Annotated in this window: 16 protein-coding genes; 12 read left to right on the top strand and 4 right to left on the bottom strand. The window is 59.8% G+C overall.

Translation table 11 applies throughout. The annotated features are described in order from the left end of the window. Positions 1–24: 24 nt before the first annotated feature. Together HMPREF3160_RS09615 and HMPREF3160_RS04220 are read left to right on the top strand one after the other, a co-directional pair. Positions 25–624 carry a TadE family type IV pilus minor pilin gene (locus HMPREF3160_RS09615; protein WP_083285413.1) on the top strand — a complete coding sequence of 200 codons (600 nt, stop codon included), beginning with the start codon at positions 25–27 and terminating at the stop codon, positions 622–624. Continuing rightward, on the top strand, positions 611–1,072 hold the full coding sequence (locus HMPREF3160_RS04220) for an Rv3654c family TadE-like protein (protein ID WP_083285412.1): 462 nt from the start codon (positions 611–613) through the stop codon (positions 1,070–1,072). Before HMPREF3160_RS09615 ends, HMPREF3160_RS04220 begins: the two co-directional genes overlap by 14 nt. Before the next feature lie 35 nt (positions 1,073–1,107). Here HMPREF3160_RS04220 and HMPREF3160_RS04215 read toward each other — a convergent pair whose 3' ends face one another. Together HMPREF3160_RS04215 and HMPREF3160_RS04210 are read right to left on the bottom strand one after the other, a co-directional pair. Then, entirely contained in the window at positions 1,108–3,507 is a 2,400-nt protein-coding gene (locus HMPREF3160_RS04215) for a DEAD/DEAH box helicase (RefSeq protein WP_070507378.1), read from the bottom strand. A 206-nt stretch (positions 3,508–3,713) separates the two neighbouring features. Next, complete coding sequence (locus HMPREF3160_RS04210; protein ID WP_052048754.1) at positions 3,714–4,412, bottom strand: GNAT family N-acetyltransferase; 699 nt, start codon at positions 4,410–4,412, stop codon at positions 3,714–3,716. 98 nt (positions 4,413–4,510) lie between these two features. Here HMPREF3160_RS04210 and HMPREF3160_RS04205 point away from each other — a divergent pair, with 98 nt between their 5' ends. The 6 genes from HMPREF3160_RS04205 (at position 4,511) to proC (ending at position 12,786) form a co-directional block, all read left to right on the top strand. Next, positions 4,511–6,142: a DUF7059 domain-containing protein gene (locus tag HMPREF3160_RS04205; RefSeq protein WP_070507231.1), complete on the top strand. Its 1,632-nt coding sequence runs from the start codon at positions 4,511–4,513 to the stop codon at positions 6,140–6,142. A 129-nt stretch (positions 6,143–6,271) separates the two neighbouring features. After that, positions 6,272–7,081, top strand: coding sequence for a winged helix-turn-helix domain-containing protein (locus tag HMPREF3160_RS04200; protein ID WP_256173951.1), 810 nt, complete (start codon positions 6,272–6,274; stop codon positions 7,079–7,081). Between the two features lie 173 nt (positions 7,082–7,254). Beyond that, positions 7,255–10,092: a type I DNA topoisomerase gene (topA, locus tag HMPREF3160_RS04195; RefSeq protein WP_070507230.1), complete on the top strand. Its 2,838-nt coding sequence runs from the start codon at positions 7,255–7,257 to the stop codon at positions 10,090–10,092. Between the two features lie 8 nt (positions 10,093–10,100). Beyond that, on the top strand, positions 10,101–11,117 hold the full coding sequence (locus HMPREF3160_RS04190) for a Ppx/GppA phosphatase family protein (protein ID WP_035757837.1): 1,017 nt from the start codon (positions 10,101–10,103) through the stop codon (positions 11,115–11,117). Between the two features lie 8 nt (positions 11,118–11,125). Beyond that, a complete protein-coding gene (locus tag HMPREF3160_RS04185) occupies positions 11,126–11,965 on the top strand; it encodes a sugar phosphate isomerase/epimerase family protein (protein ID WP_035757839.1) in 840 nt (279 codons plus the stop codon). Further along, positions 11,962–12,786: a pyrroline-5-carboxylate reductase gene (gene proC / locus HMPREF3160_RS04180; RefSeq protein ID WP_070507228.1), complete on the top strand. Its 825-nt coding sequence runs from the start codon at positions 11,962–11,964 to the stop codon at positions 12,784–12,786. Before HMPREF3160_RS04185 ends, proC begins: the two co-directional genes overlap by 4 nt. A gap of 13 nt (positions 12,787–12,799) precedes the next feature. Here proC and HMPREF3160_RS04175 read toward each other — a convergent pair whose 3' ends face one another. Both HMPREF3160_RS04175 and HMPREF3160_RS04170 read right to left on the bottom strand, forming a co-directional pair. Then, positions 12,800–13,471, bottom strand: coding sequence for a potassium channel family protein (locus tag HMPREF3160_RS04175; RefSeq protein WP_070507227.1), 672 nt, complete (start codon positions 13,469–13,471; stop codon positions 12,800–12,802). Beyond that, entirely contained in the window at positions 13,464–14,888 is a 1,425-nt protein-coding gene (locus HMPREF3160_RS04170; RefSeq protein WP_070507225.1) for a TrkH family potassium uptake protein, read from the bottom strand. Before HMPREF3160_RS04170 ends, HMPREF3160_RS04175 begins: the two co-directional genes overlap by 8 nt. 105 nt (positions 14,889–14,993) lie before the next feature. Here HMPREF3160_RS04170 and HMPREF3160_RS04165 point away from each other — a divergent pair, with 105 nt between their 5' ends. The 4 genes from HMPREF3160_RS04165 to HMPREF3160_RS09610 all read left to right on the top strand — a co-directional run bounded on the left by HMPREF3160_RS04165 (position 14,994) and on the right by HMPREF3160_RS09610 (position 17,520). After that, positions 14,994–16,181, top strand: coding sequence for an acetoin utilization protein AcuC (locus tag HMPREF3160_RS04165; RefSeq protein WP_370977438.1), 1,188 nt, complete (start codon positions 14,994–14,996; stop codon positions 16,179–16,181). 104 nt (positions 16,182–16,285) lie between these two features. Next, entirely contained in the window at positions 16,286–16,831 is a 546-nt protein-coding gene (locus HMPREF3160_RS10065) for an ArsR/SmtB family transcription factor (protein WP_083285410.1), read from the top strand. A 217-nt stretch (positions 16,832–17,048) separates the two neighbouring features. Continuing rightward, positions 17,049–17,276 (top strand): helix-turn-helix domain-containing protein, encoded by a 228-nt coding sequence (locus HMPREF3160_RS04155; RefSeq protein ID WP_070492015.1) that lies wholly within the window; start codon positions 17,049–17,051, stop codon positions 17,274–17,276. 145 nt (positions 17,277–17,421) lie between these two features. Beyond that, positions 17,422–17,520, top strand: a complete 99-nt coding sequence (locus HMPREF3160_RS09610; protein ID WP_009882927.1) for a 30S ribosomal protein bS22 — start codon at positions 17,422–17,424, stop codon at positions 17,518–17,520. The last annotated feature ends 104 nt before the right edge of the window (positions 17,521–17,624 follow it).

Genomic DNA, 17,624 nt, shown 5'->3' with positions numbered 1-17,624 from the left:
ACATCAAGCAGGCAGGAGGACACAATGAACTCGTCATCCGACCAGACCCGCAAGCGTGGCGTGCAGATCCACCCACGCGGCATAGGGACCCACCCGAGCAGGACAGAGGCCCACCCGAGCGGGACACACGCTCACCCACGCAGCGTGGTGGTAGAGCAGCCGCTGGAACCGCTCGGAGTGCCAGCCCCGATGCGGCAAACGCGGAACCATCCTGCACGGGGTTACGCGCCGCAGGGTTACCCGCCGCAGGGTTACTCCATGCAGAGCTGCTCCGGGCACGGTCGCGCGGCGCGAGGGTCTGTCACAGCTGAGTTCGCTGTCCTCCTGCCTGCCCTCGTACTGTTGCTGGCCTTTGTAGGGGCCGTCGCGACGGTGGGGACTGCGCAGGTGCGTGCCCAACACGCGGCCGGAATCGCGGCCAGGGAAGAAGCCAGGGGAGCGCACGTCGATGTTGCGCGAGTCGCGGGGGCTGGTGCGACCCACCGAGTCCAACGCAGCAACGAATGGGTCACCGTTGAGGTGAAGAACACCGTCAAACTATGGAAATTCCTCGGCCCTGGAATCCCCGTGCAAGCCACCGCGACCGCACGCGTTGAAGAGGTAGTCAGCGATGCGCTCAAATAAACCGCTGAGAACCGGTGAACAACAGCCACGTGAAGATAGCTCCCGCAAGAAGATCCCACGTGAGGATTGGACGCAGGAAACCGGTGCCGCTACGGCGCTGGTGATCGGCCTCTTGGTCTTCGGCCTGCTGGCAGCGCTCAGCGTTGCGATGTGGGCTGTTTCCGCAGCGGACCAAGCGCGAGCTAAAACCGCGGCAGACCTCGCCGCGCTCGCCGCCGCGGACGCACACCGCGGAGTCATCTCAGCAGGAAACCCGTGCGCGCTCGCCGCAACGATAGCTGCCAAGCACGAGTCCGAACTCACCACATGCACATTGTTGGTTGGCGAAGGGGCCACGGTTCGTATCGTCACGAAAGCTCACAGGAGCGGATGGTTCAAAGGATGGCCCTTACCCGCGATGCAAGCTGAGTCTTACGCCGGACCACCAACAATCGAGGAAGCGGAATGAAACACGGAAGAATACGGAGGGGGAGCAAATAGCGCTCAGCGGCGTTTACGGTGAGCGGGTACGAAACGCAGGATTTCGCTCAGCAGAGCGATCGCACCGGCTTTATCTAGAGGGTTGTTCTTGTTACCGCACTTAGGGGACTGAACACAGGAAGGGCAGCCTGAAGAGCACTCGCATGTGCGGATCGCATCCCGTGTAGCCTCCAGCCAGAACGGGGCCATCGCGTGAGCACGCTCGGTGAAACCCGCACCACCCGCGTGGCCGTCGTAGACGAAAATGGTGGGCGACTCAGTATCAATGTGCATCGCGGTAGAGACCCCGCCAATGTCCCAACGGTCACTCGTGACCAACAACGGCAACAGACCAATCGCGGCATGCTCCGCGGCATGCAACGAACCAGGGATAGCGCCAGCCTGAACTCCAGCCGAATGTAAGCGCGGCTCAGGGATCGTGAACCACACGCCTTTGGTGAACAGCTCACGCGGCTCAAGCTCAAGTGGCTCCTCACTCAAAATCTCGTTAGAAATCAACGCTTTACGTTGGAAAGAAACCACCTGCGTTGTCACCAGTAGGTCCCCGTAGTAGACGCCTATCTCGCCCCATTTCTCCTCATGCGTCACATCCAGGACTTTCACGCTCGTGACATCGCGGGCTTGAGTATAGAAATCAGGCTCAGCCGCGGTAGCGAGGACCACGTGGTTCTCCTCATCTAAAACATCAACCACATAGCGCTTGCCCTGATGCAAATACACGGCACCCTCATGAGCCTGATAGTGCGCCTGTGAAGAGTCCATCGTCGCGATCACGGCACCCGTCTGGGAGTCGATGACCTGCATCGGGCCGCCACCCACCGAACGCAGGTCCACGAACTCGTGAGCAGACTCAGCGTGAACCCAAAACCACCCCGATGGGCGGCGACGCAAAATACCGCGTTCCTCCAGATCCTCAACCAGTTCCCGCGCGGTATCCCCAAACAAGCTCATATCGTTGACTGTCAAGGGAAGCTCAGCGGCAGCCGCGGCCAAATGTGGCTGCAGAACATAAGGGTTGGCGGGGTCGAAAACACTCGCCTCAACCCCGGAATCCAGCAACGTTTCCGGGTGATGAACCAAAAACGCATCGAGCGGGTCGTCGCCTGCAATGAACGTGGCCAAAGACTCCTGCCCGCCGCGGCCGGCACGCCCAATCTGTTGGAAGAACGAGGCGCGCGTACCCGGCCAGCCCGCCACCAGCACCGCATCCAGACCCGCGATGTCGATACCCAATTCAAGCGCGGACGTCGATGCGACCCCGAGTAGCTCACCCGAGCGTAACGCGTCTTCCAAAGCGCGGCGTTCCTGCGGCAAATACCCTGACCTATAAGCCGCGATGCGACCCGGCAGGGAATCATCGACCTCTTCTAGAAGCCGGCGAGTCGAAGCGGAAATCGCCTCGGCACCCCTCCGGGAGCGGATAAACGCCAGAGTCCGTACATGCCCAGAGACGAGGTTCGCCAGCAAGTCAGCGGTTTCAGCGACGAGGGAGCGACGCAAGAACACGCCGTTCTCACCACGTTGATCGGTCAACGGCGGCTCCCACAGCACCACGGTCGTCTCCCCAGCCTCCGAGGTGTCCTGCGTTACCGCGCACGCTTCCCGCCCCGTCAAGCGCGTGAATGTCGCGGCGGGTTCAGCGCTCGTCGCGCTCGCCCCGACCACCCGCACGTCCGCGCCGTAATGTTCGGCGATCCGGAGCAAGCGCCGCAATAGAACGGCAACGTGGGAACCGAAAACCCCGCGATAAGAATGCGCCTCGTCCACCACGATGTGCGTGAGCTTCCGTAGGAACGGTGCCCACCGTGTGTGGTTGGGCAGGATCCCGTAGTGGAGCATGTCTGGGTTGGTGAGAAGAAAGTTGGCGTGGTCCCGTACCCAGCGTCGTTCTTCGGGCGGGGTGTCGCCCTCGTATGTTGCGGCCCTGACACCGGGTACGCCGAGTTCCTCGATGCTGGTGAGTTGGTCGCCGGCCAACGCTTTGGTTGGTGCGATATAGAGGGCGGTCGCTTCGCCGCGACCACCCGAAAGGACGCTGGCCGCCGGTGAGGCGGCAGCGTTGTGGGGCGCTCTGGCTCCCGCATCGTGATGCGTCGTGTTGATGCGTACTCCGCGGGTCAGCGCATCGAGCACCGGCATGAGGTAGGCCAGTGATTTACCTGAGGCGGTTCCGGTGGCGATGATGGTGTCGTGGCCGGTGTGGATGAGGTTGGCGGCTTCGACTTGGTGCCGGTAGGGCTGATGGATTCCGGCCTCACCCCAGGCATGGCGGGCATCCGGGTGCAGCCATTCGGGCCACGGCGCATATTCGGCTTCGCGGGAGGGCATGACTCGGACGTGCCGTAGCGTCTCGGGTTCATCGCCGCGGCCCAGCAGGGGAACCAGTGTCCGGAAATCTTTCATATCCCCTGCATCTTCCCACAGCCACGCCGTCACAGAGCCCCACCCGCCTCACAGCCAGCCAACCCACAGCCAGCCAATCCACAGCCGCGCAACAACCGTCTTGTTTCACGGATGTGGGCTTAAAGCCGTGGCGCCGCCCCTCCCAAGGTGCGGGAGGGGCGGCGCCGAAACGTATTGCCGCAGCTCAACGGGTCAGCTCACGCGTGTTAGTTGGTGTGGTCGGTGCGTGCGGCGTCGTCTGCTTCTTCTGGGGTTTCTACTGCGAGCATCGCGCCGAGTAGGGTCCAGCCGAGGTGGTGGTAGAGCTCGTAGCCGTCGGTTGAGGCGACGAGGAGGCCGTATTCGGCTTCGGTTTCGGTTGCGACGGATGCGAGGTAGCGGGTCACGAGTGTTCCGTAGCCCTTGCGGCGCTGGTCTGGTGCGGTGACGATGCGGTCGAAGACTGCGTAGTCGCCGATGGCCGCCATGTGTCCGGAGGCGAGAACGGCTCCGTCTTCGCGGCGGTGGAGGGAGACCCAGGTGTGGGCGCCGTCGCGTTTTTCATGCCAGACGAGGCTGTCTTCGGTGATGGGCGGTTCGACGTCTTGCGCGGCCATGGGGCTGGTCATCATGACTTCGCGGTTGGCTACGACTTTGAGCCCGACTTCGTGGACTTTCTCGGGCATGCTGTCTGGGTCTTCGGTGAAGACGGTGAGGCGTTGACCGCTGTGTTCGCGCATCATGTGTGCGAGCTTTTTCAGCAGTTCGTTGTCGGGTTCGTGGACTACGTATTCCCAGTGGGCTTCGTCTTGACCTGTTCGGCGGTAGGCGTGGACTGGTCCTTCGTGGTAGGTGTCGAAGCCTCGGGCTTCGGCCCAGCCGTTGACCCAGGTGCCGATGAGCTCATCGCTTGCAATACCGTTCATGTGTTGAGCCTACAACCTACTGGTAGGTAACGAGGAGTGCGCTGAAATGTATGTCCCGTGAACGGCAATAATTCACAGCTTTTACCTAGACTGTTGTCATGGTTTCTCCGGATCTCCCAGTGTTTTCTTCCGTTTCTGATGTTGATGTTTTGCGCGCTGATTTGGTGGCGGCACGCTTCACGTTCGATGCGGTGGTTGCGTTGGTGGGCGAGGACGCGATGGATGCGCTGGTTCGTGAGCAGCCGGCGGCTGCCCGCTGGGCTGTCGAGCAGGCCCGGGCCGCCGGCGCGCCGACCGCCGGAACGGATGCCGGGTTGGCGGCGTTGGTGTGGGTTTTCGTGTTGGGTGGTGTGGTTGAGTCGGCTGAGCTGAGCGCAGCGATGCCGGGTGTTGGCGTTGAGGGTTTGATGCGGCTGGGCTTGGTGGAGCCGGCCCCGGGTGGCGGAGTGCGGGCAGCTGTAGATCTTCGCCCGCATGCGGCTGATGATGGGCTTGAGCTGTGGGTGGCTTCGGATGTTGGGGCGCATCATCGTGAGGGTGTTTTGCGTAAGGACCATGTGTTGGGGATTGGTCAGGCGTCGTTGACGTTGGCGGCGAATACGGTTCGCCGTGACGTTGATACGGCGTTGGACGTGGGTGTTGGGTGCGGTATTCAGACGTTTCATTTGTTGCGGCATGCCGGGCACGTCACGGCGACTGACCTTTCGGAGCGTGCGTTGGCGTTCACGCGTTTCAATGCGTTGCTGAACTATGAGCAGTTGGCTATCGATCCCGCTGATATGGATGCGCGCCTCACTTTGCTGCAGGGTTCGTTGTTGGAGCCTGTGGCTGGGCGGCAGTTTGATGTGGTGGTGTCGAATCCGCCGTTTGTGATTACTCCGCGTACGGTGGGGGAATCGGAGGAGGACCGTTTCACGTACCGGGATGGGGGCTTGCCGGGGGATCAGCTGGTTGAGACTTTGTGGCGCGGCTTGGGTGATGTTCTAGCGCCGGGCGGTACGGCTCAGATGCTGGCGAACTGGGAGATCCCTTCCGGTGCTCATTGGGCTCAGCGTTTGGATGAGTGGACTCCTCAGGGGCTTGAGGCGTGGGTGATTCAGCGTGATGTTGAGTCGCCTGCCGACTATGCGCAGATGTGGTTGCGGGATGCCTCTGAGGACCGGGATCCGGTGGCAGCGCAGCGTCGTTTCGGTGAGTATCTTGAGGATTTCGCCTCGCGTGATGTTGAGGGCGTGGGGTTCGGTTATGTGTGGTTGAGGCGCCCGGAGGTGGGGCGTGCGCATGGTGTGGGGCGCGTGTTTGAGGAGGTTTTGCGTGAGGTGGATTCCCCTTTGGGGCCGTGGTTGAAGCGTGAGATTGATGCGGCCGATGCGTTGGTGGGGCTCGATGTGGCCTCAGCGCGCGCTGTCGTTGCCGAGGATGTGACGACTGAGACGTATGGGCGGCCTTTGGATCCGCATCCGCAGATGATCGTGTTGCGGCAGGGCTCGGGGCTGCGGCGTACGCATGCGTTGACGACGGAACAGGCTGGTTTGGTTTCAGCCTGCGATGGTGATGTTCCGGTGGGTGCATTAGCCGCCGCTGTCGTTGAACTCATGACGGACGATGCTCTCGATGCCGATGCCGATGCCGATGCGGCAGCCGGCCAGCACGGCACGCAACGGCAGGTTCGGGACTTGGTTGATTTTGCGGCCACGTTGGTGCGGCAAGGGCTCTTGGTGATCGAATGAGCGGAGTCTGGAGCTATTTCTGTGACCCATCCCACAATGTGAGATAATTATTTAATTTGTAGTTCTTTCTGCATATTGTGTTTGTGCTGGGTACTTCCTGGCTTTCTCACTGTTGCCAGGGGGATATCCGTGCTACCTACTCCTGAAGCTCCTGAGCCGACATCAGCGAGCCCCGCTGAAACCACCGCCGCGACACACACCAATGCGGCAAACACCAATGCAGCAAACACCGATGCGCCGGAGCCTACCGGGGAGGAAACTCCTGCCACAGAAACCCCTGCCACAGAGGCCCCTGCTGCAGAGACTCCTGCTGCAGGGCTCAAGGCTGGTGGTGGCCGCCAGATTGTGGTGACGGACCCGAAAGCGATTAAGGCGTTGACGCATCGGGCGCGGGTTTTGGTGATCGATGAGCTGATAGGTTCGCGGGCTACGCGTACGGCTACTGAGCTTGCGGAGTTGACGGGTCTCACCCCGTCGGCGATGAGTTATCACTTGCGTGAGTTGGAGCGTTTCGGTCTGGTGGAGCGGGTTTCACCACCTAAAGGGGCCAACAGTGATGGCCGTGAACGGCATTGGCGGGCTATGGGGGATTCTGTGGTGACGGCCTCCCGCGGTGGGCAGTACTCGCAGCTGACTAATTATGCGCAAACCCGTTTGGATACCTACCGGGAGAAACTGGTCGCGGAAATCGAGTTCCGGGAGAAGAACCGCCGCCATGATTCAGAGATCCCGGCATCGGCGTACATGTATTTCGGGTCGCTGTTCCTAGATGAGGAGAACGAGAAAGAGTTTTTGCGGCGCATCAACGAATTAGAGAAGGAGTTCACGGCTCGTTCGCGTGAAGCTGATGACCCGGCCGTTCCGCGCCGGCGTACATACTATTTACTGTCAGGCTTGCCGGACCGCACGCAGCCGTTCCCCGGTGAAGACGGGTTCTAACGCGGCAACCGTAAACCCAGGGCCGCAACCCTAGATTCAGCGCTACAGATTAACTCGTGGTGACACGTGAATGTGTGGTGACAAGCGCGAGATCGGTTTGGCACGCTAGGGTTAGGAACTGTTGAGTAGCGCACCGTTCGGTGTGTTGAACATGTCGGGTTTCAAGGAGAGCAGTGCCCGCCACTAAGAATAAAACCGGTAAAAAACTCGTGATCGTTGAGTCCCCGGCGAAGAGTAAGTCCATCGCTAAGTATTTGGGCGATGGCTTCGTCGTGGATGCGTCTGTGGGGCATATTCGTGATTTGCCGCAACCTAAAGAGTTGCCTGCGGAGTTGAAGAAGACCTCCGTGGGTAAGTTCGCTGTGGACGTTGATCATGGTTTTGAGCCGTATTACGTGGTGTACCCGGATAAGAAGAAGCGGGTCACGGATCTGAAGCGTGAGCTGAAAGATGCTGATGCTTTGTATCTGGCGACGGATGCTGACCGTGAGGGTGAAGCGATTTCTTGGCACCTTTTGGAGGTTTTGAAGCCTAAGGTGCCGGTGTACCGGATGACGTTCACAGAGATCACTAAAGAGTCGGTTCAGCGTGCTCTTGAGAATCTGCGGGATCTGGATATGGATCTGGTGGATGCGCAAGAGACCCGCCGTATTTTGGACCGTCTCTACGGTTATGAGATTTCGCCGGTTCTGTGGCGCAAGGTGGGGCCGGGCCTTTCGGCGGGCCGTGTGCAGTCTGTTGCTACGCGTTTGGTGGTTGAGCGTGAGCGTGAACGGATGGCGTTCGTTCCGGCCGAGTATTGGGATGTTTCCGGTGAGTTCGTTGCTGGTACGGGTGAGGCGTTCCGTGCACGCTTGACGCAGGTTGATGGCCGCCGCGTGGCTTCGGGCCGTGACTTCAACGATGAGGGCCAGTTGCGTCCGGCGGCGGCGAAGGCCGATGTGCTGGTTTTGAAGGAAGCCGATGCGTCGTCTTTGGCTGAGGGGTTGGCTGGGGCGACGTGTTCGGTGGTCTCGGTTGAGGAGAAGCCGTACACGCGTCGTCCTTTTGCGCCGTTTACGACCTCGACTCTGCAGCAGGATGCTTCGCGTAGGTTGCGTTTCTCGTCCAGGGTGACGATGCAGGTTGCTCAGCGTCTATATGAGAACGGTTTCATCACGTATATGCGTACGGATTCGGTGAGCCTTTCGTCTGAGGCGGTTAGCGCTGCTCGCCGGCAGATCACGGAGCTGTACGGAGCGGATCATGTTGCGCCGAAGCCGCGCGTGTATTCGTCGAAGAATGCGGCGGCGCAGGAGGCTCACGAGGCGATCCGTCCGGCAGGTGATTCGTTCCGTACCCCGGCTCAGGTCAAGGGGGTTTTGAGCCCGGATGAGTTCCGTTTGTATGAGCTGATCTGGAAGCGCACGGTTGCCTCGCAGATGGCTGATGCGAAGGGTTCGACGGCCACGGTCAAGGTTCAAGGTAAGGCCGCGGATGGCCGGGTGGCTGAGTTCTCGGCATCGGGCACGGTGATTACGTTCCAGGGTTTCCTTGCTGCTTATGAGGAAGGTAAGAGCGAGGAGGCGAAGGAGAAGGGCCAGCAGGTCCGGTTGCCGAAGCTGGCTGAAGGGGATTCGTTGACGAGCCAGGACGTCGAGGCGGCGGGGCATAAGACCACGCCTCCGGCCCGGTACACGGAAGCCTCGATTGTGGCTGAGCTTGAGAAGCGTGAGATTGGCCGTCCGTCGACGTATGCGCCAACGATTTCCACGATCATGGATCGCGGTTACGTCACTAAACGTGGCGGGGCTTTGGTTCCTTCGTGGACTGCGTTTTCGGTGATCCGTTTGCTGGAGGAGCATTTCTGCCAGTACGTGGATTACGATTTCACGGCTCGTCTTGAGGACGATCTGGATAAGATTGCCGCCGGTCAGTTGAAGAATGAGGACTGGTTGTCTTCGTTCTACTTCGGTGACACCGCAGATGCCGGTTTGAAGAGCGTGGTGGATCACCTGGGAGAGATTGATGCACGGGCGATCAACTCGATCAAGATCACCGATGACATCACGTTGCGTGTGGGTAAGTTCGGTCCGTATCTTGAGAAGTCTCTGCCTGAGGATGCTGAGCCGGGCAAGGAGCCGTTGCGTGCGAACGTTCCGGAGGATTTGGCTCCGGATGAGTTGACGCCGCAGAAGGCCCAGGAACTCATGGATGCCGCGGTTGAGGGGGACCGCGAGCTGGGCCGCCACCCGGAGACTGGACACATGATTGTGGCTAAGGACGGCCGTTATGGACCGTATGTGACTGAGGTTATTCCGGAGATGACGGAGGAAGAACTTCAGGCTTATTACGATTCGATCCCGACCGAGTATTACAAGAACGGGAACCCGAAACCTAAGAAGAAGCCGGCTAAGAAGAAACCTAAGACGGCGAGCTTGTTTAAGGGCATGAGCCCTGCCACGGTCACGTTCGAGGAGGCCGTGAAGTTGATGTCGCTTCCGCGGCATGTGGGCACGGATTCCGATGGTTCGGAGATTGTGGCAGCGAATGGTCGCTTTGGTCCGTACTTGAAGAAGGGCACGGATTACCGTTCGCTGCAGAGCGAGGAAGAGATTTTCACGGTCACTGAGGAGAAAGCCCGTGAGATTTATGCTCAGCCTAAGCAGCGTGGCCGCGGGGCCGCTAAGCCGCCGTTGGCTGAATTCGGTGAGGACCCGAATTCGGGCGGGAAGATCGTTGTGAAGTCAGGCCGTTTCGGTGATTACATCACGGACGGTAAGACGAACGTGACGATTCCTCGTGGCACCACTGTTGAGCAGTTGACCAAGGAGCAAGCGGTTGACTTGCTCATGGAGAAGCGCGCCAAGGTCGCCGCGAAGGGCGGCACTGCCACGAAGAAGACGGCAGCGAAGAAGGGCGCTGCGGCGAAGAAACCGGCAGCACGCAAGAGCACGGCTGCAAAGATAACCACGGCAACGAAGGCAACCGCGACCAAGCGAACCTCGACCGCTAAGAAGAAGAGCGAGTAGGCTGCGCCGTGCGTTTAGGTGTTTTGGATATTGGCTCCAACACGGTCCACTTATTGCTCGTGGATGCGTTCCCGGGTGCCCGCCCCACGGCGTTCGCCTCCTATAAGCAGCAGCTTTCGTTGGTGCGCTATCTTGATCCGCGTGGAGCGGTGACGGATGAGGGCCGGCAGGCGTTGTTGTCTTTCGTGGATGAGGCCGTGGATTTCGCCCGCCGCCACAGGGCCGAAGACCTTTTGGCGTTTTGTACTTCCGCGCTGCGTGAGGCGTTGAACGGCCCGGACATTATTCGCCAGGTTGAGCAGTTGTCTGGGGTTAAGCTTCAGGAGCTGACGGGGGAGGAAGAATCGGCGATGACGTTCTTCGCTGCCCGCCGTTGGTTCGGCTGGGGTGTGCGAGATCTGATGGTTTTGGATATCGGTGGCGGCTCGTTTGAGGTTGCGATCGGCCGTAACGAGTTCCCTGATTTGGCGGTTTCGATGCCGTTGGGTGCGGCTCGGTTGACTAAGGACTTTCTGCCGGGCGACCCACCCAAAGAAGCGCTCGTGGGGCGTTTGCGCGAATATATCGCCGGGGTCATCGAGGAGCCGTTGCGTCAGTTCGCGGATCAGGTCGAGCCTGATTTGGTGGTCGCAACATCGAAGACGTTCCGTACGTTGGCGCGTATGAGTGGCGCGGCATCGGAGGCGGACGGCCCCTTCTTGGTGCGCACCTTGACGTTGAAGGACGTTCGCAAGTGGGCTGAGAAGCTGGTCTCGTTGTCCTTCGATGAGCGGGCACACCTGGATGGTGTGTCTCCGATTCGCGCCCCGCAGCTGTTGGCAGGTGCTGTCGCCGCTGAGATGGTGATGGAGAAGCTGGAGGTCAAGGAGGTCCGGATTTGCCCGTGGGCGTTGCGCGAAGGCCTTTTGATGCACCGCTTTGATCGCCTGTTGCGGGATCACGATGTGATCGATGACGAGTACGCTGGTGTGGGTGATGTTGATGCCCTCAAGGAGAACCTTCACCTGGTCCCACCGGCACGCTAGGAGCTACGATGTCTGTTGACCCGAAGTCATCTGCATCCGAACGAGTTCCTGTTTATCTTTCCACTACGTGCGCGTTCCCGAAGGGGCCTGAGCGGGCGTTCCAGTTGGCGCGGGATCTTGGCTATGACGGCATCGAGGTTTTGGTGACCGGCAATTCCACGACCCGCACCGGGGACGAGCTGTATGCCTTGATGCAGCGGTATCAGGTGCCGGTCGCCGCGATTCACGCGCCGACGCTGCTGTTCACACAACAAGTGTGGGGTGGTGCGTGGAAGAAAATTCAGCGCTCTGTTCTGTTGGCGCATGAGCTGGGGGTTCGCACAATTGTTGTGCATCCGCCGTTCCGTTGGCAGGGTAAGTATGCGACGGGTTTCGCCGAAGGTGTGCGCCGCTCCAACGAGGAATACGGCGTAGTGATTGCGGTGGAGAACATGTACCCGTGGCGTGCCGCGGGGCAGCAGAACAGCAAAATGTATCGTCCACATTATGATCCGGTCCCGTTGGACTATGACTTTGTGACCTGGGATTTCTCGCACGCCGCAATTGCCGGTGCGGATTCTCTGGCCGCAGTCCAGGCGTTAGGTTCCCGGTTGACCCACCTGCACGTGTGCGATGGCACCGACAACGGCAAGGATGAGCACCTTCCGCCGGGGATGGGCACCCAACCGGTCGCTGAGACCCTGCAATACCTGGGGGAAACAGGTTGGCGCGGCTCCGCCACGGTTGAGGTCACTACGCGGCGTTGGCGCAAAGAGCCCGATGGTGTTGAGCAGGTCCTGGCCCAATGTCTGGACTTCACGCGAACCCACCTGCAACGCCCTGCCTCGAATGACATACTGGGCCCATGACTGATACGCGGATTGCTTTTATCGGAACTGGGAACATGAATGGCGCGATCCTTGAGGGCGCGCTGAAGGCTGGTGTTTCGAAGGATTCGGTGGTGGTGACCACACGCAGCGTTGAGAGCGCTGAAGCGTGGAGGAAGAATCAGGGCATTGAGGCGTTGTCCCAGCGCGAAGATGAGCGGGCTAACCTGCAGGCGGTTTCTGACGCGGATGTCGTGTTGATGGGTGTCAAGCCGCACATGATGGTTGATGTTTTGGGGGAGCTTGCCCCGCAGCTCAAGCCGGAAGCAGTGGTGGTTTCGATTGCTGCCGCGGTGAGTGTGGAACAGCTTGAGGCGGCCGTGGCTAAGGGACAGCCTGTGATCCGTACTATGCCGAATACACCGCTTCAGTATGGTTCTGGTGTGGTGGGTTTGGTGCGCGGAACCAACGCCACGGATGAGCACGTACGTTTGGTCTCTAGCATTTTCGAGGGTGCGGGCCAGGTGTTTGAGATCCCGGAATCGCACATTGATGCGTTGACGGCGGTTTCGGGTTCGGGCCCGGCGTACGCGTTTTTCTTGGCTGAGGCTATGGCTCAGGGCGGGGTGGAACTGGGCCTGGATCCTGAGTTTGCCCGTGAGCTTGCTGCCGCTACGGTTGCTGGTGCTGGTGCGATGCTGGCCCAAGATGAGCGTGAGCCCGCGCAGTTGCGGCAGGCGGTGACTTCTCCAGGCGGCACCACGGAGGCCGCGATTAATACGATGGGGCGCGAGGGTTTCAGCGAGGCTGTCGTGGCAGGGCAGAAGGCGTGCGCTGACCGCGCCGCTGACATGGCCGGCTGAAGCTGCGCGCTGGCTAGGGGCGCCCGGCGAAGCGTTCGATGAGGTCTACGTGTCCGGAGACGATGAGCATGTCTCGGGGCGTGATGAGGGTGTCGGGCGCGGCGTAGGCGAATTCTTCGCCGGGGGATTTCACCCCGAGTACGGTGACGCCGTATTTTTCACGTACGCGTGATTGGGCGAGCGTGAATCCTTGGGTTTCTTTGGGTGGCTGCATTTTCACGATTGCGAAGTCGTCTTCGAATTCGATGAAGTCGATCATGCGGCCGCCTACGAGGTGGGCGGTGCGTACCCCGGCGTCGGCTTCTGGGTAGATGACGTTGGTTGCGCCGATGCGGGAGAGGATTTTCCCGTGGGCTGGGGTGATGGCTTTGGCCCAGATGTGTTCCACGCCGAGGTCTACGAGGTTCACGGTGGTGAGTACGGACGATTCGATGGAGGTTCCGACGCCGACTACCGCGGAGCTGAAGTCGCTGGCGCCGAGTTGGCGGAGGGCTTCGATGTTGGTGGCATCAGCTGCGACGGCGTGGGTCACGCGGTCGGCGAAGTTTTGGACGAGTTCAGGGCTGCGTTCTACTGCGAGGACTTCGCGGCCCATGCTCACGAGTTGTTCGGCTACGGCGGCGCCGAACCGGCCGAGCCCGATCACGAGTACGGGGGAGTGCTTGGGTGTTTGTTGGTCAGCCAATGATTGGCCTTTCTTCTGGCAGCTGGTAGAGCTGGCGGCTTTGCCGCAGGGTGAGCGCGGTTGCGAAGGTTACGGTCCCGAGGCGTCCGGTGAACATGAGTCCGCAGAGGACGTATTTGCCGAAGTCGGGGAGTTCTGCGGAGAGGTTGGTTGATAGTCCTACGGTAGCGAATGCGGAGATCGATTCGAGGAGTACGTGTTCCAGGGGTGCGTCGGGTTTCGCGAAGAGGATGAGGGTGATCCCGAGGGTTACGGCGGTGGCGGCGAGTGCGGTGACGGCGATCGCGATGCGCAGGGCGGCTTCGGGGAGTCTGCGGCCGTAGACGTGGACGTGTTGTGTGCCGCGGGCTTCGGCGAGGATCGCGAGGAAGAGGATCGCGAATGTGGTGAGTTTGATGCCGCCTGCGGTGGAGGCGGAGCCGCCGCCGATGAACATGAGGGCGTCGGTGACGACCATGGTTGCGGGGTGGAGGTCGGTTTGGTTGACCAACGCCATGCCGCCTGAGCGGGTCATGATGGAAGCGAAGAGGGCGTGGACTATTTTCTCGCCTACCGGTAGGTCTCCGATGGTGGCTTTGTTGTTCCATTCGATGCCGCCCCACACGATCCAGCCGGCTGCGACGAGGATGAGCGCGGTGGTGACGGTGAGTTTGGTGTGGAGGTTCCATTTGCGCGCGTGGAAGTGGTGGCGTACGAGCACGAGCATGACGGGGAAACCGAGTGCGCCGGTGAACACGGCGATCATGAGGGGGAAGAGGATCCACAGGTCGTGGCTGAAGCTGTTGAGGTCGTCGAGGTGGGCGGTGAATCCGGCGTTGTTGAATGCGGATACGGCGTAGAAGATGCCGTGCCATAGCCCGCGGGAGAAATCTTCGCCGCGGACCCAGAACCGGATGGTGAGGCAGAGAGCGATCACGAACTGGATGCTGACTGCTGTTGTGATGACGACGCGGAGTAGGGAGCCGACTTCGCCGAGTTTTGAGGATGCGGTTTGGGACATCGCGGTTTGCGCCATGAGTTTGCCTCGGACGCCGAGTTTGCGGGATACCGCCATCGAGAGCATTGAGGCGAGTGTCATGATGCCGAGGCCGCCTACGAATACGGCGATGATCATGATGAGCTGGCCGAAGAAGGTCCAGTGCCCGGCGGTTGAGACGGTGGTGAGGCCGGTGACGCAGAACGCGGATACGGCGGTGAACATCGCGTCAGCGAGTGGGGTCGGTTCGCCGGTGCGGGATGCGATGGGTAGCGATAGCAGGGTCGTGAAGAAGGCGATGCCGACGGCGAAGACGAGGATGGTGAGCCGGGCGGGGGAGCTGGCGATGAGCCGGTTGGTGTGGTTCCGCGCTTGTTGCATACCGCGTAACAGGACATTGTGTTGCCTGTCTTGGGGGGTGCGGATGTAGCGTGGTGTCATGGAGGCCTTCTGCGGGGGTGCGGTACGCTCGCGCGCGTCATAATAGGCGTGCTTACCGGTTCCATTGAACCACCTTGGGCCATGACAATTAAGGTGATGAGTGTGATGTCTTCAGCGAACCCTTCGGTGACTGTTGTTTATGACCGGCATATGAGTGCGTACCGGTTTTCTGACAATCACCCTATGAACCCTGAACGGATGCGGATGACTGCTGATTTGTTGGAGCAGTTGGATGTGATGGAGCAGGTGGGTGGCCGGTTTTCGTCTTCGTATTCGGCTTCTGATGATGAGCTTTTTCAGATTCATACGCCTGAATATGTTGAGGCGGTGAAGCGTGCGGGTGAGGGGCACGCGGATGAGGCTTTTGGTTTGGGTACGGAAGATAACCCGATTTTCCCGGATATTCATGATGCGGCGGCGAGGTTGTATGGGGCTTCGTTGATGGGGGCTGCCCTGGTTTTGGGTGATTCGGGTGTGCCGGTGGTGAATTTTGGTGGCGGTATGCATCACGCGCATTCGGGCAGTGCGAGTGGTTTCTGTATCTATAACGATGCGGCTGCCGCTATTTTGCGTTTGCTTTCTTCGGGTGTGAAGAAGGTGATGTATATCGATGTGGATGCTCACCATGGTGATGGTGTGCAGGGTATTTTCTATGATGATCCGCGTGTGATGACGGTGTCTTTGCATGAGTCGGGGCGTTCACTGTTTCCGGGGACGGGGTTCCCGAACGAGACGGGTGGGCCGAATGCACCGAATTCGGCGGTGAATGTCGCGTTGCCGGCTGGTATTCGGGATAACGGCTGGTTGCGTGCGTTCACTGCGATTGTTCCGGCTGTTGCGCGTGCTTTTGAGCCTGAGGTGATTGTTTCCCAGCATGGTTGTGACGGGCATGAGTTGGATCCGTTGACTAATCTGCGTTTGAGTATTGATGGCCAGCGGCAGACAGCGATTGAGATTGCTTACCTTGCGCAGGAGCTGACGGAGAACCGTTGGCTTGCCACGGGTGGTGGCGGTTATGACATTGCGCGGACGGTGCCGAGAGCGTGGACGCATTTGGTTGCGGTGGCAGCGGGTAAGCCGTTGGATGTTCAGACGCCGGTGCCGCAGAAGTTCCGTGATTATATTTCGGAGCGATATGGGGTTGATGCCCCGGAGAAGATGGGGGATGAGGCCGAGTTGTGGTGGCGTGGCTGGGAGATGGGCTATGACCCGGCTGACCCGGTTGATCGTGCGATCATGGCTACTCGCAAGGAAGCGTTCCCTGGCTTGGGGTTGGATCCATGGTTCGATTAACCCTGCAGTTCCATTAACCCAGTGTTTTTGGGTAACTTGATGGGAAAATAACCCCAGTGATTTGAATTTTGGGAGGGTGGCACGCGTGTCGCCCTCCCTTTTCCATGCCTACCCAGGAATATGCTGGGTGTGTGGTGCAGGATATTTTTCATGTTGTGAGTGATCCGACTCGACGGCAGCTTGTGGAGTTGTTGTCTGAAGCGGATGAGTTGAGTGTGTCTGATTTGGTGGCCTCGGTTGAGGCGAGTCAGCCGACGGTGTCGAAGCATTTGAAGGTGCTGCGTGATGCGGGCGTGGTCCAGACGCGGGCTGACGGGCAACGGCGTTTGTATTCTCTGGTGCCGGATTCGTTGCTGGGTGCGCTGGAGTGGCTGACGAGCGTTCATGGTGCGGCGGCGGGGACAGGCTCGGATGCCACTGAATCCGGCGAGGCGGAAGGGTCGGATGAGTCGGCCGAGAGTATCGAGCGCTCGGGGGTCGCTGAAGGCGCTGAGCTTGAGGTCGCTGAGGCTGAGAGTAGGGCCGCGGGTGAGGCCGAGAGCGTTGCTGATGATGCGGCTCACCGGATTGTGCAGAATGTGGGCCGTCAGATCGAGTCTGTGACGGAGAAGGCACAGACGTTTTTCCAGCGCTTCGGGCGCCGTAAGTAGCGGATTCCCGCATGTTTACGCGGGGTTCAGGCGCAGATTGGAAGGCTTTCTAAGGGTTTTCTCATCCGACACACCAGATAACTGAATTCACACTTGGCACTTCTGCAACGTAAACTGTTGTGTAGAGTCGCCCTGATGTTGGTGGAACGCTTCGTTTTCGTTTCTTTTGGTCAGCGGCGCGGCTTTGTCACTTCACTAGGAAGCAGAGGTCCACTTCATGACTGAACCCAGCAACTTCTCTGATGCTCGTTTCATGACCGTTGCAGAGGTCGCGGACGTAATGCGTGTATCCAAGATGACTGTGTATCGTCTGGTTCATTCTGGCGAGTTGCCTGCGGTTCAGTTTGGTCGCTCTTACCGCGTTCCGGAGTCTGCTGTGCAGCACTATCTTGGCCAGGCCATGACGCAGAACTTTCAGGGGAACCGCCAGACGGGTACTGCCTGATTCGTGCGCAGGCGCTGATTCGTGCGCAGGGGTAGCGTTGAGGCGTCGAGTCGCACCGCGATGAACTTCCTGTAAACTAGGGTGAATGGTGCCCGCGCGGTGCCACGATTCTTGTCAGGCCGATGTGGGACGGAAAGGAGCATCGATGGGTTCCGTCATTAAGAAGCGCCGTAAGCGTATGTCGAAGAAGAAGCACCGTAAGCAGTTGCGTAAGACTCGCCACCAGCGTCGCAATAAGAAGTAAGTAGCTTTGAGCTTTCTACGTGGGTCCACCCTGTGGGTGTGGCCCACGTTGTGTTTAACGGTCGGGATGTTTAATGGGTTAAGGGTCAAAATGTGTGTCTGGTT

The sequence above is a fragment of the Arthrobacter sp. HMSC06H05 genome, assembly GCF_001807395.1.
Classification (GTDB): Bacteria; Actinomycetota; Actinomycetes; order Actinomycetales; family Micrococcaceae; genus Pseudoglutamicibacter; species Pseudoglutamicibacter albus.
Note: the sequence above shows the minus strand (reverse complement) of the source record. Positions and strands in the feature narration are given on the sequence as shown.

What these genes read in the sequence shown, in the direction of transcription:
- HMPREF3160_RS04205 (WP_070507231.1), top strand. Translation starts at nt 4,511, where the DNA reads ATGGTTTCTCCGGATCTCCCAGTGTTTTCTTCCGTTTCTGATGTTGAT.
- proC (WP_070507228.1), top strand. Translation starts at nt 11,962, where the DNA reads ATGACTGATACGCGGATTGCTTTTATCGGAACTGGGAACATGAATGGC.
- HMPREF3160_RS04170 (WP_070507225.1), bottom strand. Translation starts at nt 14,888, where the DNA reads ATGACACCACGCTACATCCGCACCCCCCAAGACAGGCAACACAATGTC.
- HMPREF3160_RS09610 (WP_009882927.1), top strand. Translation starts at nt 17,422, where the DNA reads ATGGGTTCCGTCATTAAGAAGCGCCGTAAGCGTATGTCGAAGAAGAAG.
- HMPREF3160_RS04165 (WP_370977438.1), top strand. Translation starts at nt 14,994, where the DNA reads ATGTCTTCAGCGAACCCTTCGGTGACTGTTGTTTATGACCGGCATATG.
- HMPREF3160_RS04215 (WP_070507378.1), bottom strand. Translation starts at nt 3,507, where the DNA reads ATGAAAGATTTCCGGACACTGGTTCCCCTGCTGGGCCGCGGCGATGAA.
- HMPREF3160_RS04155 (WP_070492015.1), top strand. Translation starts at nt 17,049, where the DNA reads ATGACTGAACCCAGCAACTTCTCTGATGCTCGTTTCATGACCGTTGCA.
- HMPREF3160_RS04210 (WP_052048754.1), bottom strand. Translation starts at nt 4,412, where the DNA reads ATGAACGGTATTGCAAGCGATGAGCTCATCGGCACCTGGGTCAACGGC.
- HMPREF3160_RS09615 (WP_083285413.1), top strand. Translation starts at nt 25, where the DNA reads ATGAACTCGTCATCCGACCAGACCCGCAAGCGTGGCGTGCAGATCCAC.
- HMPREF3160_RS04185 (WP_035757839.1), top strand. Translation starts at nt 11,126, where the DNA reads ATGTCTGTTGACCCGAAGTCATCTGCATCCGAACGAGTTCCTGTTTAT.
- HMPREF3160_RS04220 (WP_083285412.1), top strand. Translation starts at nt 611, where the DNA reads ATGCGCTCAAATAAACCGCTGAGAACCGGTGAACAACAGCCACGTGAA.
- HMPREF3160_RS10065 (WP_083285410.1), top strand. Translation starts at nt 16,286, where the DNA reads ATGCCTACCCAGGAATATGCTGGGTGTGTGGTGCAGGATATTTTTCAT.